This window comes from Loktanella sp. R86503, assembly GCF_042466455.1.
Classification (GTDB): domain Bacteria; phylum Pseudomonadota; class Alphaproteobacteria; order Rhodobacterales; family Rhodobacteraceae; genus Loktanella.
The window spans coordinates 458,109-472,795 of record NZ_JAXHCI010000002.1 but is presented as its reverse complement, the minus strand read 5'-3'; the positions used below and the strand labels follow the sequence as shown (position 1 = coordinate 472,795).

The window sequence follows — 14,687 nt, the reverse complement described above, 5'->3', positions numbered from 1 at the left end:
CGATGTTCTAAGACGCGGTTATGACCGATACACCGCCCCCCCGCGCTCTAGGGCGCAAAACAATTCGCCCGACCCTGCAGCCGCAAGAGCTGATGACCGACACACCGGATCTGGCGGGTGTTTGGACAGCGCAGGTGTTGACCTTGCTGCCCGACGCCTTTCCCGGCATCCTTGGCGACAGCCTGCTCGGCCGCGCCCTAAAGGATGATCTGTGGCAGTTGAAGGTCACAGACCTGCGCCGCTTTGGCATTGGCAAACATCGTAATGTGGATGACACTCCAGCCGGCGGCGGTGCAGGCATGGTGTTACGCGCCGATGTGCTGGAAGCAGCACTCAGAGAGGTGCGCAGCGGCGCACGCGGACATATGCCGCTGATCTATTTCTCGCCGCGCGGCCGGCCGATGACACAATCGCTGATGCAAAAGCTGTCACAGGCTGACGGCGTGACCCTGCTATGCGGCAGGTTTGAAGGTATCGACGAGCGTGTCATAGAACATTTCGACATGATCGAAGTCAGTCTTGGCGACTTTGTCATGACAGGCGGAGAGATCGCCGCTATGGCCTTGATTGACGCGACGGTCCGTCTTATACCCCGCGTGCTTGGGAATCAGGCATCCACAGAGGAAGAGTCATTTTCCGACGGGTTGCTGGAACACCCCCACTATACGAAACCTGCTGACTGGCACGGTCGCACGATCCCTGGCGTTCTTCTGTCCGGGCACCATGCGAACATCACCGACTGGCGGCGGGCGCAGGCCGAAAGGCTAACAAAGGAACGCAGACCTGACCTCTGGCGGGCTTATTGTGCACAGCATGGTAGGGACCCGGATGAAGACCAAGAGCTCTAGGGCCAGCATAAACGTCGCGGGAAAACCCGTGCTATCATAGGAGCTGATCATGAACTTGATCGCACAAATCGAAGCGGAGCAGGTTGCTGCGCTGGGGAAGACGATCCCCGATTTCAAAGCGGGTGACACCATCCGCGTTGGTTACAAAGTAACCGAAGGCACCCGTACCCGGGTTCAGAATTACGAAGGCGTCTGCATCGCGCGCAAAAACGGCTCCGGCATCGCCGGTTCGTTCACCGTGCGCAAGATTTCCTTCGGTGAAGGCGTGGAACGTGTTTTCCCGCTGCACTCCACCAACATCGACAGCATCGAAGTCGTGCGTCGCGGTAAAGTTCGCCGTGCAAAGCTGTACTATCTGCGCGCACGTCGCGGTAAGTCCGCGCGTATTGTCGAAGTCACCAACTACAAGCCTCTGGCCCAGAAATAAGGACTCTGACGATGAAAAAAGGTATTCACCCAGACTACCACGACATCGACGTCAAGATGACCGATGGCACCGTGGTCAAGATGCGCTCCACCTGGGGCAAAGAGGGCGACCAGATGTCCTTGGACATCGATCCTTCTGTGCACCCGGCATGGACCGGCGGCACGTCCCGCCTGATGGACTCCGGCGGCCGCGTGTCGAAGTTCAAGAACAAGTACGCCGGTCTGGGCTTCTAAGCCAACCAGCGCCAAGACACGAAACGCCGCCCCTTGGGGCGGCGTTTTGCTTTTAGGGATAGGGTGATTCCAAATTACAGATTTTGCGCCGCCTTGCGGCAATCGGCGGCGCATTCACGGCACATCTGGGCACAGCGTTTGCAATGAGCGTCATCATGCATCGCGCACATCTTTTCGCAGGCGTCACAGGCTGCGGCGCAAAGTTCCAGCATCTGCTTGATAATGGCGACGTTCTCTCCGGTCCGGCGCGTGGCGACACGATAGGTTGCAGTGCAAATGTCGGAACAGTCCATGCACAGGCGAATGCACTGGGCACGGTCGCCATCTTCGGCACTGCAGGCATCTGCACAAGAATTGCAGATCGCGGCGCAATACATGGCATGCTTTACAGCCTCGGTCAGCAGTTCGTTGTCATGGCCGGCAACATCAGGGTGTTCTGCGATCATTTCCTTGATGGACATTGGCGTCTCCTGTTTCAGGTTCTGCCAGTTCAACCCATCCGCCCCGCGCGAGGTTCCGAAATGCAAAAGGCGCACCCCGCAGGATGCGCCTTTCACAAAACGTAACGCCTGCTTTACGCAGCAGAGCGACCACGGCCGCCGCCACCACCGGAACGACGACGTTGCCCCTGCGGTTTGCCACCGGCGGGTTTGCCCGCGGCACCGGCAGGCTTGCCGCGGCCACCGCCGCCGCCAGCACCCCCGCGACCACGGCCACCGCCGCCGCCGCCATTCGGGCGCTTTTTCTGGCCCGGCAGAATGTCCCACGGACGACCGGATGCGACAGGAATCTCGGCCTTCATAGCCTTTTCAATGTCCTTCAGCTCGATCATCTCGTCAGGGGCGACCAGTGCAATTGCGGCACCATCGGCACCGGCGCGGGCTGTACGGCCAATACGGTGAACATAGTTTTCAGCGACGTTCGGGAGGTCATAGTTATAGACGTGCCGCACGCCGGGAATGTCAATTCCGCGGGCAGCAACATCAGTTGCGACCAGCACTCGGATCTTGCCGGACTTGAACGCCTCGATCGCGCGTTCACGCTGACCTTGAGACTTATTGCCGTGAATGGACGCAGCGGCAAAGCCTTTTGCTTCCAGCTGCTTGTACAACTTTTCGCAGCCATGCTTTGTGCGGCCGAAAACCAACGCCAGCTCGTCCCGGTGTTTATCAAGCAATTCGACCAGCAAATCGGTCTTGGCGGCCTGCGCGACAAAGTGCACCGACTGTTCAATCCGCTGCACGGCCTGCCCCGGAGGGTTGACCTGCACCCGCACAGGATCGTTCAGGAAGGCATCAGCCAGTTCGGACATCAGTTTAGGCATCGTGGCGGAAAACATCATCGTCTGACGCGGCGTTGCCAGCAGCGGCGCAATCCGGCGCAGCGCATGGATAAAGCCCATGTCAAGCATCTGGTCAGCTTCATCAAGGACAAGGTAAATCGTCTCGTCCAGACGGATTGCGCGGCGATCCAGCAGGTCGATCAGGCGGCCGGGCGTGGCCACCAGCAGGTCGACGCCGTTCTGCAGACGCTTTGTCTGCGCCACAATGCCGGCGCCGCCGACGACTAGGGCGACCTTCAGGTGAGAGCCTTTGGTATAGTCGGTCAGGTTATCGGCAATCTGCTTGGCCAGCTCGCGCGTTGGGGCAAGCACCAGACCGCGCGCGGTCTTTGCGTTCGGCTTTACGCCGGCTTTCATCAGCGCATCGATCATGGGCAGACCAAAAGCTGCGGTTTTACCCGTGCCAGTCTGCGCCAGGCCCATGACATCGCGGCCATTCATGGCGTGCGGGATCGCTTGCGTCTGAATAGGGGTCGGGTCGGTGATGCCCTGTTCAGCCAATTTGGCCACAAGGCGGGGCGCGAGGCCCAGCATATCAAAATCCATCAGTATTCTTTCCGGGCCGCATCGGCCCAAGCGGTTCGGGCGCACGGGGGTGTGCGCGCGGCGACAAAAGGTTGCGCCGAAATCCTGACAGTCAAAGCCGCATTGCCCTGACGCCGATCTGGCGCTGGACCCCCTGCGTGATCATGGGAACCGAAGTTGGCGACGGTGATTTGCGGGGCCTGCGGCCCGGCCCTGCTCACGCGGCAGGATCAATCGTCTGGTCGCCATGTGGACTTTTGAGTCCCATGTGTCAAGGGGCTGTGAAAAGGCGCGGCAAGGGTGCGCTTGCGCTTTCATCGCCGGCAGACACAAGATAAAGTGTCCGCAACTGAAAAACACGTGGGGCTGACTGTGGCGCATATCATTGTGGTGGGCAACGAAAAGGGCGGCGCAGGCAAGTCCACGGTGGCGATGCATGTCGCAACGGCGCTGGCGCGCATGGGGCACCGCGTGGGCACGCTTGATCTGGATTTGCGCCAGAAGTCCCTTGGCCGCTATATGGCCAATCGCCGCGAATACCTTGCGGCGGAAGGCATCGACCTGCCCTCGCCCAGCTATGCCGATCTGCCGGATATCGATCAGTCGGCGCTTGGCCCAAACGAAAACATCTATGATCACCGCCTGTCCATGGCCGTGGCAGAGCTGGAGCCGTCGAGCGATTTTATCCTGATCGACTGCCCCGGAAGCCATACGCGTCTTAGTCAGGTGGCGCACAGCCTTGCCGACACGCTGATCACGCCGCTGAATGACAGCTTTGTCGATTTCGACCTGCTGGCCCATGTCGATACAGCGGGTGAAACTATCACAGGGCCAAGCGTTTATTCCGAAATGGTGTGGAACGCCCGCCAGTTGCGTGCACAAGCTGGCCTGACGCCTATCGACTGGGTCGTCGTGCGCAACCGTGTCGGCGCGCAGCAAATGGTCAACAAGGACAAGATGGAACGCGTTATCGACAAGCTGGCAAAGCGGATCGGCTTTCGCAATGCGCCCGGCTTTAACGAGCGTGTCATTTTCCGCGAACTGTTCCCGCGCGGTCTGACCTTGCTAGATCTGCGCGATGTTGGCGTAAAAAACCTGAACATATCAAACATCGCCGCGCGGCAGGAATTGCGTGACCTGATCAAGGCGCTGAACCTTCCCGGCGTGAATGCCGACTTCTGAAAAAAGGCAAGCCAGCAAGTGCCCCCGCGCCAATGCTTCGGGTTTGCTTCCTAATCAAGCGGCTGCAGGTGGCTTTCCAGAAACGGCCGCAAATCTTCGTGCTGTTCGGGCAACTTCAACGCCTCACCCAAGTGGGTCATGTCTTCGTCGCGGTCGAAGCCGGGTTCGTTGGTTGCCACTTCAAACAGGACACCGCCCGGCGTGCGGAAATAGATCGCCCAGAAATAGTCGCGGTCAATAACGGGGGTGACCTGATAACCTGTATCCAGCAGGGCCGCCCGCACATCTACCTGAGCCGCGCGATTTTCCACGGCAAACGCAATGTGGTGCACCGACCCAGCCCCCTGAGAGGCACGCTGCGCCGTGGGCAGCAGTTCTAGATCAATCGTATTTGCGCCCGTCCCCTGCGCCACAGCAAAGCGCGTCAGGTTTCCAGAACTTCCCTGCTTTTCATACCCCATAAAGGTCAGCAATTCCTCCATCGCGCCTGTATCCTTCAGCCGCAGTGTGGCGCTGTGGAAACCGCGAATGGCGTAATCGCTTGCTATGCCATTGCCCGTCCAGCCTTGGCGATCGTCCTGCGCGATTTCAGCCAAGGCAAATCCTTCGCCGTCTGACGTCTGGAAACGCAGCCGGCTTTCACCGAAATGATCGGCTATCGAAACGTTGCCTGCGACCGCGCCAAGGCGATCCGCCCAGAACGGCAAACTTCCTTTGGGAATGGAATAGACGGTTTCACCCACCTCGCCGGTGCCGCGACGCCCGCGCAGGGCGTTATGGAACGGAAAATACGTCATCACACTTCCGGGCGTGCCGACTTCGTCACCATAATAAAGATGGTAAACATCCGGGGCGTCAAAGTTAACGGTCTTTTTCACGCGGCGCAGGCCAAGGGTCTGCGTAAAGAACGCGTTGTTTTCGGCCGCGTCCGAAGCGATCGACGTGACGTGGTGAAGTCCTTTGATCTGGTGCAGCATGGCGCATCCTTTCTTGCATGATGTAAACCTAATGCTGGACAGCAATTGCGATAACCGCAATAAGCCAGCAGAATTCATTGCAGAAATCGCAATAATAGATGGCTGGACACGCTGAACAGATCGCTGCCTTTCTGGCCGTAGCAGAGGCGCAAAGCTTTGCCAGCGCCGCAAAGTCCCTTGGCGTGGCACCATCATCCGTCACTCGGACAGTATCAGATCTGGAAACCCGCCTCGGCGTCCAGTTGCTTGTGCGCACCACGCGGCGCGTGTCCCTGACCCAAGCCGGCACAGCGTTTCGCGCACAAGTCGCACCGCTTTTGGCAGGACTCGCGCAGGCGCAGGACGATATTCGCGCCTTTCAGACGACGCTGATCGGTACGTTGCGTGTATCGGCCCCTTTGTCGCTTGGCCTGCATCGACTGGCCGCGCCGCTGATCCGCTTTCGCGAAACCACGCCGGATGTCGAACTCCACCTCAACCTGACGGACCGCTTTGTCGACATCCTGACAGAGGATGTCGACATGGCCCTGCGTATTTCGTCTGCCCCGTCCGATCTGTCGACGATCTGGCGTAAAATCGCTCCGGTCCCCCGTTCGCTTGTCGCCTCGCCGGATTATCTGTCGCAGCATGGCATTCCCCGCCGCCCCGAGGACCTGGGTGGACACATTGCCCTATCCTATACCTATCTGGCCGGACGAAATGTGTGGCACCTGACACACGCGGCAAGCGGTTTGACCGAACCTGTGCGGATCAAGCCGGGGCTGACGTGTGACAATGGCGATTTGCTGGCGCAAATGGCCCAAGCAGGTCAGGGAATCGCACTGCTTCCAGATTTTTTGTTGCGTGATGCCATTGCGGCGGGAACGCTGGTGCGCCTGCTTACCGGGTGGAACCCGCCTGACATTTGGCTGACAGCTTTTTATCCGCCCTATCGTCGACTGCCTGCCGCGCTCGACAGGTTTACGACCTGTGTCGAAACCGCCTTGGGCATCGCGCCACTCTGACAAACGGGCCGCACGCGGGGTTCCGCTGGGCAGGACAAAACGCGCCTGTCGATTAAACCAGTTTATATCGCCACGTCTTATCGCGCCCTATGAAACCACATCAAGTTTCAAGTGTTGCTTCACGTAAGCATGCAAGCCGGCTTAGGCCGCCTTGCCAGGCAAAAGGTGGTTTATGCTCAAGATTGTTCAAAGCGCGTTTCAGGCCCGGTTAGGCCGACATATTGCACTGACGGATTCAGAACGCGATGCCTTGTCGCGTCTTGAAGGCCAGCCTGTCGCCCTGGGCAAGCGGTCCCCTCTTTTTTCCGATAGCAAGCCGCAAGACCGGATCGCGATCGTGCGGTCTGGCTGGGCGGTGACGCGGGTGCGCAGTGACGGCAACCAGACGACAATCGCGCAAATCTTTATGGCCGGCGACGTTATCGGCCTGTCGGATCTGGGGCTTGGCCGCCCCCCACATGAGACAACGATGCAAACCGACGGGTCTGTTCATTTGCTTGGTCGCAAGGCGCTTTGCAGTCTGGGCGCAGAACACCCACGGCTGTTTGCATTGATCCTGTCCTTGGCCAGCCTTGACGCTGCAGCGACGAATGATCGCCTGCACGCGATTACGCGCTATTCAGCCGAGGATCGGCTGATGCACTTTTTGCTTACGATCAAAGCAAAGTCCGAACAAATCAGTGGGCAACCTTCCGACCGGTTTCCTTTGCCGATGTCACAAAAGGAAATCGGTGATGCGTTGGGATTGACCGACATCTATGTGAACCGCTTGCTACGCGGACTGCAAAAGTCAGGCCAGCTGTCGTTGGCCCGGCCGAACGTAAAGATCAATGAACGCGATGTCTGGGCCACGCGGCTGAATTTTCAGGATCGCTATGCAGCTTTGGATTTCAACTGGGCAAGCTGACAAAAAAGAGCCCCGCATTGCGGGGCTCTTTTCATTTTGCCTGATGGCAACTTTTACTTTTCTGCGGCTTTCGCAGCCTTGTCGGCAACATCATCGACCGTCTGGCGAACTTTATCTTCGGCCTGCGTCGCTGCACCTTTCAACGCTGCCTTGGCCGAACCCGCAGCTTCTTGCGCAGCTGTCTGAAGCTCCGACCGGGCAGCGGCAACGGCACGTTCTGCGCGGGCGCGCTCTTCGTGATAGATGCGCTCTGCCTCATCCATCAGAGCATCGCGGCGGGCACCCAGATAGCTGTCTTCGGTCCGGGTCTTTGGCAGCAAGGCTGCAACCGCAGCACCCACCGCAAAGGCCAGCGCACCAATTACCAAAGGCTGGCGGTCAAACAGATCGCCTGCGGAATCGCGGCCGTTCGACATTGCGCTGCCTGCCTGGCGACGCGCCTCTACGGCGCGCTGACGGGCCGCGATGACGCGTTCACGTGCTGCCTCTGACAGACCTTCGGTACCTTCGGACAGACGGTCACGCAGGCGGCGTGCTTCGGCGCTGACATCGTGACCGACACGGTGCATCGTTTCATTCGCGTCATGTGCCAATTTCTGCGCCGCATCGCTGGCGCTGTTCAGCATGTCTTTTGCAGTATTGCTCATGGTATATTCCTTTACGGGTTACAGGCTTGGTGCCTGCGTCATTGTTCAACGGCGGCGCGGTGCCGGATCATAATCGTCGCGTGCCCAAAGCGGGTCAGTGTCATAGGCGGGCACCGGACGGGCCTGCGCAGCAAGTGTGTGGTCAGCCCAAAGGTCGGCGTCATCTTCCAACCGTGCCGCAGCCATATCGGCGGGGCTGCTGTCATAGTGGTGCACCTCTGGACGGGTTGCAGGTTTGACAGGGGCCATACCGACCCGCGGCTTTTTGTTGCGCGGTGCGCGTTCCGGCGTGACCGCGCTGATTGCCAGCCAGGCCAGACCCAATCCAATCACGGCAAAGGGCCAGGGATTTTTTTGCGCTGTGCGGCTGACTGTGTCGCTGGCGACGGCAATCTGGTCGCGCATCACCAAGGATACGTCGCGTGTCACAACGCCGACCTGACCGCGCAACTGCGCCGTCACCTCGTCGATCTGGCCGCGCACCTGCAGCTTGACCTCTTCCATCAAGCCGTCAACGGTCAGCCGGTTTTGCAAGACATCCAGATCACGGCCTAGCCGCGCACGTTCCAAGGCGATTTCGGCCTCGATCTCTTTGGGATTACGGGTATCAGCGGTCATTATACGCCTCTTTCATCATTTGCGCGTCTGCCTTTAGGCTGCGGGCCGCGCGGGTCGGCGCAATACTGGACAGCTTCAGTCGCTTGATGCCAACAATCGCCAAGATGACAGCGATGAGCAGAACCGCAAAGCCGACAAGAACTGTCGCCCAGAGTTGGCTGATGCCGGCCAGAACCAGGGCCGAAATCACCGCCGTCGACAGAACCGACAGGCCGATGAAGGCAAGGATCAGCGCCACGACCAGAAGGCCCAGCGCCGCACCGGCGCGTTTCAAATTCTGGTCCACCTCGGCACGCGCAAGGTCAACCTCTTGGCGCAACAAGTTACCGACGCTGCCCAGCACATCGCTGAGCAGTGAACCGGTGCTGCGGGGGTCAGGGGACTGCATGATCAGCCCCGACCGTCGATGTCTGCATTACCGTGGCGCGGCGGCATGAAATCATCGCTGCCGTGATAGTCATCCTGCGCCGCCATACCGCCCGCATTGCGTTCGGATGCTTTGGCGAAACGACTGACCGCAAAACCGGCAAGGGCCGCGCCAGCCAAAAAGACCAGCGGATTACGACGGGCAAAGTGGCCTACATCACTGATCGCCGTGCCCAGATCCTTGTTGCTGATTGCATCAGACGCATCGGCAAGCGTATCGGCGATCTGGCCGAACGTGCGTTCCTGCGGGCTGCCAGTGCGGCTTTCGTTTGCGGCCTTGCGCAGAGCCGAGGCTACGTTGTTTACTTCCTGTGCGGCGGCGCCCTTTGCAGCGTCGGCGCGGGCGGTCACTTCGGACTTGATCGTTTCTTTCGCATCGTTTGCGACCGATTTGGCTTGCTGGGTTACGTCATTTACGACGCTTTTCGCTTCTGCGCTTACATCATGCGCTGCGGTCTTGGCGTCACGCGCTGCTGCATCTACCGTGCTGTTGATATCCGTCATGGCAATCTCTCCGGCTGGGCCGATGGGCGTCCATATCGGGCTGCTCATTCGGCGTTCATATCATTGTGGACAAAACAGCGCAGGTGATGATTAAGTTCCGGAGGCTGGATCGAAATGCCGTATTTCCGCCGACGATATCAGTCAGATGTGCCGCGATATCCGTTGGGATTGCCGGACTGCCAAGCCCATGTGCTGGCCGCCATGTCATCAAGTGTATGACGCGCGTGCCAGCCAAGCTCTGCATGTGCGCGGCCTGAATCTGCCTGCATGGCCGCGATATCGCCTGCACGGCGCGGCGCAATCACAACGGGAATCGCATGGCCAGAGGCTTTGCGGAAAGCCTCGACCATTTGCGTTACGCTATAGGGTTGGCCCGTGCCGATATTGAACGCCCGCGCGCCACTGTGATGAGCCACATAGTCAACAGCCGCAACATGGGCCCGCGCCAGATCGACGACATGGATATAATCGCGTTGCCCCGTGCCATCGGGTGTGTCGTAGTCATCGCCAAAGATGTTCAGATGCGCCCGCTGCCCAACGGCGACCTGTGCGATATAGGGCATCAGGTTGTTCGGCACGTCCGACGGATCCTCGCCCAAGGTCGCAGAAGCATGGGCACCGACCGGATTGAAATAGCGCAGCAACACCGCAGCACCGTCCTTGGCGGCAGCCCAATCGGTCAGGATCTGCTCTGCAATCATCTTGGTGCGACCATAGACAGAGGTCGGGTTCAGCGGGTGCGCCTCGTCATACGGCAAATAGACTGGCTCGCCATAGACCGTGGCGGAAGATGAAAAGATGATCCGCTTGCAGCCCGCCGCATCCATCGCGCGCAGCAGCGCAATGGTGCCGTTCACATTGACATCGTAATAGCCAAGCGGATCTTTCATGCTGTCGCCAACGGCCTTGAGCCCGGCAAAGTGGATCACCGCATCGGGGCGAAAATCGGCCATCACAGCGTTCAGCGTCGCATCATGGCGCACATCACCCTCGACCGCCGTTACCGTGCCGTTGGTCAACTTGCGCACTCGGTCTAGCACAACGGGGCTGGAATTGTCATAGTTGTCCAGAACGCAAACCTCGTGCGCCTGCCCCAGCAGTTCGACAAGCGTATGACTGCCGATGTAGCCGGCACCACCAGTGACCAAAACGCGCATAAAATGCCTCCGTGAAATATAGCGCCTGCTTAGGCGAGCGGTTCCGCCGGATCAATCCCGCCGTGCAGCGCCTTGGTTGATATCGGCGCGGTGGATGTCACCGCCCCCCTTTTCGCCTCGCCCCGCAGCAATTTAGACGGCGATATATTGCATCCAAGGTTCCGCCGCCGGATTGCGCAAGAGGATTAGATTTTTACCCACGCGGGTGCTTTTCGCTGCGCTGCGCCTTACACTTTCAGAACGCGCTGATAAGCTGACAGCAACAAGCAGCGGAGCGATATGATGCGGGAATGGTGGCGTGATGCGGTGATCTATCAGATTTATCCGCGGTCCTTTCAGGACAGCACTGGCGACGGAGTTGGCGATCTGAACGGAATTACCCAGCGGCTGGAACATATCGCCAGCCTTGGGGTGGATTGCATCTGGCTGTCCCCGATCTTTACCAGCCCGCAGGCGGATATGGGCTACGATGTGTCGAATTATACCGACATCGACCCGATTTTTGGCACGCTCGATGATTTCGACCGGATGCTGGCGCGGGCGCATGAATTGGGGCTTAGGGTAATTACAGATCAGGTTTTGTCCCATACCTCTGACCAGCATCCATGGTTCATCGAAAGCCGCACGGATCGCACCAATCCCAAGGCGGACTGGTATGTCTGGGCCGATCCGCTGCCGGACGGCAGCCCGCCGACGAACTGGCACAGCCATTTCGGTGGCCCCGCCTGGGAATTCGAGGCTGTGCGCGGCCAGTATTATCTGCACAATTTCTTGTCGCAGCAGCCCGACCTGAATTTCCACAACCCTGACGTCGTGGGTGCCATACTGGATACTGCAAAGTTCTGGCTGGACCGGGGGCTGGATGGTTTCCGCCTCGATACGGTCAACTACTACTTTCACGACAAAAAACTGCGATCGAACCCCCCGGCCAAGGGCGGGCGTCAGGTCATGGCGACCGATCTGTACGGGATGCAGGACAATATCCACAACAAGAACCAGCCGGAAAACCTTGCGTTTCTTGAACAGCTGCGGGCGCTTTGCGACCAATACGACGGCATCATGATGGTCGGCGAGGTCGGCGACATGGGCCAGCGGTCCATTGATCTGATGGCCGAATATACCAAAGGCAGCAGCCGCCTGCATATGGCATACAGCTTTGCCATGCTCGGACCAGACTTCAACCCCAAGCATTTTCGCGGCTGCATTGAAGGCTTTCAAAAAGGTGCCCCCGACGGGCAGCCGGAATGGTCCTTTTCAAACCACGACGTGCCACGCCATGTCACCCGCTGGGCCGAACACGCTGTATCAGACGAATCTATCGCAAAGCTCGCCTGCGCCATGCTGATGAGCTTTGAGGGCACCATCGGCATCTATCAGGGCGAAGAGCTGGGCCAGCTGGAAACCGTGATGAAGTTCGAGGAACTGACCGACCTGCAAGCGATCCGCTACTGGCCGGGCGTCAAAGGCCGCGACGGTTGCCGCACCCCGATGGTCTGGGATCACACGGCGGAAAACGCGGGGTTCACCACTGGCACACCCTGGCTTCCGGTCAAGGCACCGCAGATCGCCCATTCTGTTGATCTGCAAGAGGCGCAGAATGACAGCGTCCTGCATTTTTACCGGCAAACGATCGGTTTCCGCAAATCGCACCCCTGCATGACGCGGGGCAAAACGGCATGGATCGACCTGCCCGAACCGATACTGGCCTTTACCCGCAGCACGGCGGATCAGCACCTGACTTGCGTGTTTAACCTGTCCAAGGATCCGCAAACGCTGACCGTGACAGGAACGGCGACGCTAACCGGGCCGCAACATGCGACCCTGGCAGACAGCACATTGACGCTGCCCGGAAATGGCTTTGCCTTTCTGGGGCACAGCACAACTATAGAGCTGACAGCCTGATGGGCCGGCGGGCGGGGTGCATGCGCGGCCCTGCCCGCGAACAGCTGCGTCTTGCTGGCACAAAATCTGCACAAATGCGCGAAACTATGTCAGCGTGATTTCATGACACAGCGCACCCTTACGCACCGTGACGTTCTGCCGCCCGGGACCAGTATCCACCTGACCCGCGCCCTGCTGACGCCTGCGCGGCCCAAGGCGCTGCATAGCCACGATTTTATTGAACTCTTTTGGGTGCAAAATGGCTCCCTGCGGCATCACCTGCCTTTTAGCGTCGAAACGTTGACCGAAGGCGCGTTAGTCCTGCTGCGCCCCGGTCAACCCCACGCCCTTCAGGGGCGCGGCGATACGGCACTGGCTGTGTCCATCGCAATTCACCCCGATCTGGTGCAAAGCCTTGATGCCCGTCTGCCGCCGCTTGCCTTTTGGCAGGCGGAACACGCCCCGGCGCGCACGCATCGCGACAGCCGGCAGTTGGCCACGTTGAACCGTGCCGCCGGCTTGCTTGAACGGGGTCCCTGCGACAGCCTTGCCGCAGAGGCATTTTTGCTGCCTCTGCTTGCCGATCTGGCCAGAACCCAAACCCGCCTGCCACCGGACGCCCCCCTCTGGCTGCACCATGCCTGCGCCCTGGCGCATGATCCCGCTATCTACTGCGGCGGGGCGGCTGCCCTAGTTGCCGCCACGGGGCAAAGCCATCCGCATGTGTCGCGCAGCATGCGCCGCTGGATGGGCCAATCGCCGACGCAATATGTCAACCACATTCGCATGACCCAAGCCGCCCGCACGCTGACCTGTGACAGCGAACCTATGGCAGAAGTTGCCGCTGCTGTCGGGATTGCGAACCTGTCACATTTCCATAAGCTGTTCCGCAGCCATCATGGCATGACCCCGCTGCATTACCGCCAGCAGTTCCAACGTGACGTCGTGCAGCCCAGCACTTAATTGACCAAAGGGTCAAAAACATGCCACAAGACCCCACCGCCGCCTCAGGAGCTTTCCCCGTGACGACAACAGAACATCTGCCGCGCAATCCGGGCATGTCCCTGGATATGGACTGGGTCATGTCGGCGCAGGCTAATGCATCCGCCATCGAACGCCGCGCCGCGACCCTGCCCGGCCGCCGCAGCGTGAAAAAGGACTATCAGGCCGCCTGGCTATGCAAGGCCATCAGCCTGATCGACCTGACGACACTTTCTGGCGACGATAGCGCCGGGCGCGTGCAGCGCCTGTGCGCCAAAGCCCGCCAGCCTGTCGCGCCTGATCTTTTGGAAGCGCTGGATATGACAGGCCTGACCACCGGTGCCGTCTGCGTCTATCACGACATGGTTGAAACCGCCGTCGCCGCACTTGCCGGATCGGGCATTCCGGTCGCTGCAGTATCCACCGGTTTTCCCGCCGGTCTGTCGCCATTCCACCTGCGCATCGCCGAAATCGGCGAAAGCGTCACCGCCGGTGCCTCTGAAATTGATATCGTCATCAGCCGCCGTCACGTTTTGACGGGAAACTGGCAGGCGCTTTATGACGAAATGGCCGAAATGCGCGCTGCCTGCGGCGACGCCCACGTCAAGGCAATTTTGGCCACCGGAGAGTTGGGCACCCTGCGCAACGTAGCAAAGGCCAGCCTGGTTTGCATGATGGCCGGCGCGGATTTCATCAAAACATCAACCGGCAAAGAGTCCGTCAATGCGACTTTGCCCGTGACCTTGACCATGATCCGCGCAATCCGCGATTACCATGATCGCACTGGCATCTATGTGGGTTACAAACCCGCTGGTGGAATTTCCAAATCCAAGGACGCGCTGGTTTACTTGTCGATGATCAAGGACGAACTTGGTGACCGCTGGCTACAGCCTGACCTGTTCCGCTTTGGTGCATCGTCCCTTCTGGGCGATATTGAGCGGCAATTGGAACACCACGTCACCGGCAGCTATTCTGCCAGCTGGCGTCACGCGATCGGCTAAAGCCGGGTTTTGAGTTTATTTTGCCAG

The 14,687-nt window shown here is 59.4% G+C and carries 17 protein-coding genes; 9 read left to right on the top strand and 8 right to left on the bottom strand.

What is annotated here, in order from left to right:
• The first annotated feature begins 20 nt into the window (after positions 1 to 20).
• Genes trmD through rpmE form a run of 3 tightly spaced genes read left to right on the top strand, consistent with a single transcriptional unit; the run spans position 21 to position 1,508 of the window.
• On the top strand, positions 21 to 848 hold the full coding sequence (trmD, locus tag SJY10_RS03310) for a tRNA (guanosine(37)-N1)-methyltransferase TrmD (protein ID WP_386679617.1): 828 nt from the start codon (positions 21 to 23) through the stop codon (positions 846 to 848).
• 49 nt (positions 849 to 897) lie between these two features.
• On the top strand, positions 898 to 1,275 hold the full coding sequence (rplS, locus tag SJY10_RS03305) for a 50S ribosomal protein L19 (RefSeq protein WP_386679616.1): 378 nt from the start codon (positions 898 to 900) through the stop codon (positions 1,273 to 1,275).
• A gap of 11 nt (positions 1,276 to 1,286) precedes the next feature.
• Positions 1,287 to 1,508, top strand: a complete 222-nt coding sequence (rpmE, locus tag SJY10_RS03300) for a 50S ribosomal protein L31 (RefSeq protein ID WP_386679615.1) — start codon at positions 1,287 to 1,289, stop codon at positions 1,506 to 1,508.
• 74 nt (positions 1,509 to 1,582) lie between these two features.
• On the opposite strand, the gene SJY10_RS03295 is transcribed toward rpmE, so the two are convergent.
• Complete coding sequence (locus tag SJY10_RS03295) at positions 1,583 to 1,969, bottom strand: four-helix bundle copper-binding protein (RefSeq protein WP_386679614.1); 387 nt, start codon at positions 1,967 to 1,969, stop codon at positions 1,583 to 1,585.
• Between the two features lie 113 nt (positions 1,970 to 2,082).
• Positions 2,083 to 3,396: a DEAD/DEAH box helicase gene (locus SJY10_RS03290; protein WP_386679613.1), complete on the bottom strand. Its 1,314-nt coding sequence runs from the start codon at positions 3,394 to 3,396 to the stop codon at positions 2,083 to 2,085.
• 351 nt (positions 3,397 to 3,747) lie between these two features.
• Here SJY10_RS03290 and SJY10_RS03285 point away from each other — a divergent pair, with 351 nt between their 5' ends.
• Positions 3,748 to 4,557, top strand: a complete 810-nt coding sequence (locus tag SJY10_RS03285; RefSeq protein ID WP_386684477.1) for a division plane positioning ATPase MipZ — start codon at positions 3,748 to 3,750, stop codon at positions 4,555 to 4,557.
• Positions 4,558 to 4,607: 50 nt separating this feature from the next.
• Here SJY10_RS03285 and SJY10_RS03280 read toward each other — a convergent pair whose 3' ends face one another.
• Positions 4,608 to 5,534: a VOC family protein gene (locus SJY10_RS03280; RefSeq protein WP_386679612.1), complete on the bottom strand. Its 927-nt coding sequence runs from the start codon at positions 5,532 to 5,534 to the stop codon at positions 4,608 to 4,610.
• 98 nt (positions 5,535 to 5,632) lie between these two features.
• Between SJY10_RS03280 and SJY10_RS03275 the strand changes: the two genes are divergently transcribed.
• On the top strand, positions 5,633 to 6,538 hold the full coding sequence (locus SJY10_RS03275; protein WP_386679611.1) for a LysR family transcriptional regulator: 906 nt from the start codon (positions 5,633 to 5,635) through the stop codon (positions 6,536 to 6,538).
• A 172-nt stretch (positions 6,539 to 6,710) separates the two neighbouring features.
• Positions 6,711 to 7,445: a Crp/Fnr family transcriptional regulator gene (locus SJY10_RS03270; protein WP_386679610.1), complete on the top strand. Its 735-nt coding sequence runs from the start codon at positions 6,711 to 6,713 to the stop codon at positions 7,443 to 7,445.
• 53 nt (positions 7,446 to 7,498) lie between these two features.
• Here the strand turns inward: SJY10_RS03270 and SJY10_RS03265 are convergent, their stop codons facing one another.
• The 5 genes from SJY10_RS03265 to galE form a co-directional block, all read right to left on the bottom strand.
• Entirely contained in the window at positions 7,499 to 8,092 is a 594-nt protein-coding gene (locus tag SJY10_RS03265; RefSeq protein WP_386679609.1) for a hypothetical protein, read from the bottom strand.
• Positions 8,093 to 8,137: 45 nt separating this feature from the next.
• Positions 8,138 to 8,710 carry a DUF3618 domain-containing protein gene (locus SJY10_RS03260; protein WP_386679608.1) on the bottom strand — a complete coding sequence of 191 codons (573 nt, stop codon included), beginning with the start codon at positions 8,708 to 8,710 and terminating at the stop codon, positions 8,138 to 8,140.
• Positions 8,700 to 9,098 carry a phage holin family protein gene (locus SJY10_RS03255; RefSeq protein ID WP_386679607.1) on the bottom strand — a complete coding sequence of 133 codons (399 nt, stop codon included), beginning with the start codon at positions 9,096 to 9,098 and terminating at the stop codon, positions 8,700 to 8,702. The genes SJY10_RS03260 and SJY10_RS03255 overlap by 11 nt, the downstream gene beginning before the upstream one ends.
• 2 nt (positions 9,099 to 9,100) lie before the next feature.
• Positions 9,101 to 9,688, bottom strand: coding sequence for a hypothetical protein (locus tag SJY10_RS03250; protein ID WP_386679606.1), 588 nt, complete (start codon positions 9,686 to 9,688; stop codon positions 9,101 to 9,103).
• Positions 9,689 to 9,777: 89 nt separating this feature from the next.
• Complete coding sequence (gene galE / locus SJY10_RS03245) at positions 9,778 to 10,797, bottom strand: UDP-glucose 4-epimerase GalE (protein WP_386679605.1); 1,020 nt, start codon at positions 10,795 to 10,797, stop codon at positions 9,778 to 9,780.
• 282 nt (positions 10,798 to 11,079) lie between these two features.
• On the opposite strand from galE, the gene SJY10_RS03240 reads away from it, so the two are divergent.
• The 3 genes from SJY10_RS03240 to deoC all read left to right on the top strand — a co-directional run bounded on the left by SJY10_RS03240 (position 11,080) and on the right by deoC (position 14,660).
• On the top strand, positions 11,080 to 12,699 hold the full coding sequence (locus tag SJY10_RS03240; RefSeq protein WP_386684474.1) for an alpha-glucosidase: 1,620 nt from the start codon (positions 11,080 to 11,082) through the stop codon (positions 12,697 to 12,699).
• Between the two features lie 102 nt (positions 12,700 to 12,801).
• Positions 12,802 to 13,641, top strand: a complete 840-nt coding sequence (locus SJY10_RS03235; protein WP_386679604.1) for a helix-turn-helix domain-containing protein — start codon at positions 12,802 to 12,804, stop codon at positions 13,639 to 13,641.
• Between the two features lie 20 nt (positions 13,642 to 13,661).
• A complete protein-coding gene (deoC, locus tag SJY10_RS03230; RefSeq protein ID WP_386679603.1) occupies positions 13,662 to 14,660 on the top strand; it encodes a deoxyribose-phosphate aldolase in 999 nt (332 codons plus the stop codon).
• The last annotated feature ends 27 nt before the right edge of the window (positions 14,661 to 14,687 follow it).

Excerpts from the sequence above, each read along its gene's own strand:
- trmD (WP_386679617.1), top strand. The coding sequence starts at position 21 with ATGACCGATACACCGCCCCCCCGCGCTCTAGGGCGCAAAACAATTCGC.
- rplS (WP_386679616.1), top strand. The coding sequence starts at position 898 with ATGAACTTGATCGCACAAATCGAAGCGGAGCAGGTTGCTGCGCTGGGG.
- rpmE (WP_386679615.1), top strand. The coding sequence starts at position 1,287 with ATGAAAAAAGGTATTCACCCAGACTACCACGACATCGACGTCAAGATG.
- SJY10_RS03295 (WP_386679614.1), bottom strand. The coding sequence starts at position 1,969 with ATGTCCATCAAGGAAATGATCGCAGAACACCCTGATGTTGCCGGCCAT.
- SJY10_RS03290 (WP_386679613.1), bottom strand. The coding sequence starts at position 3,396 with ATGGATTTTGATATGCTGGGCCTCGCGCCCCGCCTTGTGGCCAAATTG.
- SJY10_RS03280 (WP_386679612.1), bottom strand. The coding sequence starts at position 5,534 with ATGCTGCACCAGATCAAAGGACTTCACCACGTCACGTCGATCGCTTCG.
- SJY10_RS03275 (WP_386679611.1), top strand. The coding sequence starts at position 5,633 with ATGGCTGGACACGCTGAACAGATCGCTGCCTTTCTGGCCGTAGCAGAG.
- SJY10_RS03270 (WP_386679610.1), top strand. The coding sequence starts at position 6,711 with ATGCTCAAGATTGTTCAAAGCGCGTTTCAGGCCCGGTTAGGCCGACAT.
- SJY10_RS03265 (WP_386679609.1), bottom strand. The coding sequence starts at position 8,092 with ATGAGCAATACTGCAAAAGACATGCTGAACAGCGCCAGCGATGCGGCG.
- SJY10_RS03260 (WP_386679608.1), bottom strand. The coding sequence starts at position 8,710 with ATGACCGCTGATACCCGTAATCCCAAAGAGATCGAGGCCGAAATCGCC.
- SJY10_RS03255 (WP_386679607.1), bottom strand. The coding sequence starts at position 9,098 with ATGCAGTCCCCTGACCCCCGCAGCACCGGTTCACTGCTCAGCGATGTG.
- SJY10_RS03250 (WP_386679606.1), bottom strand. The coding sequence starts at position 9,688 with ATGAGCAGCCCGATATGGACGCCCATCGGCCCAGCCGGAGAGATTGCC.
- galE (WP_386679605.1), bottom strand. The coding sequence starts at position 10,797 with ATGCGCGTTTTGGTCACTGGTGGTGCCGGCTACATCGGCAGTCATACG.
- SJY10_RS03240 (WP_386684474.1), top strand. The coding sequence starts at position 11,080 with ATGCGGGAATGGTGGCGTGATGCGGTGATCTATCAGATTTATCCGCGG.
- SJY10_RS03235 (WP_386679604.1), top strand. The coding sequence starts at position 12,802 with ATGACACAGCGCACCCTTACGCACCGTGACGTTCTGCCGCCCGGGACC.
- deoC (WP_386679603.1), top strand. The coding sequence starts at position 13,662 with ATGCCACAAGACCCCACCGCCGCCTCAGGAGCTTTCCCCGTGACGACA.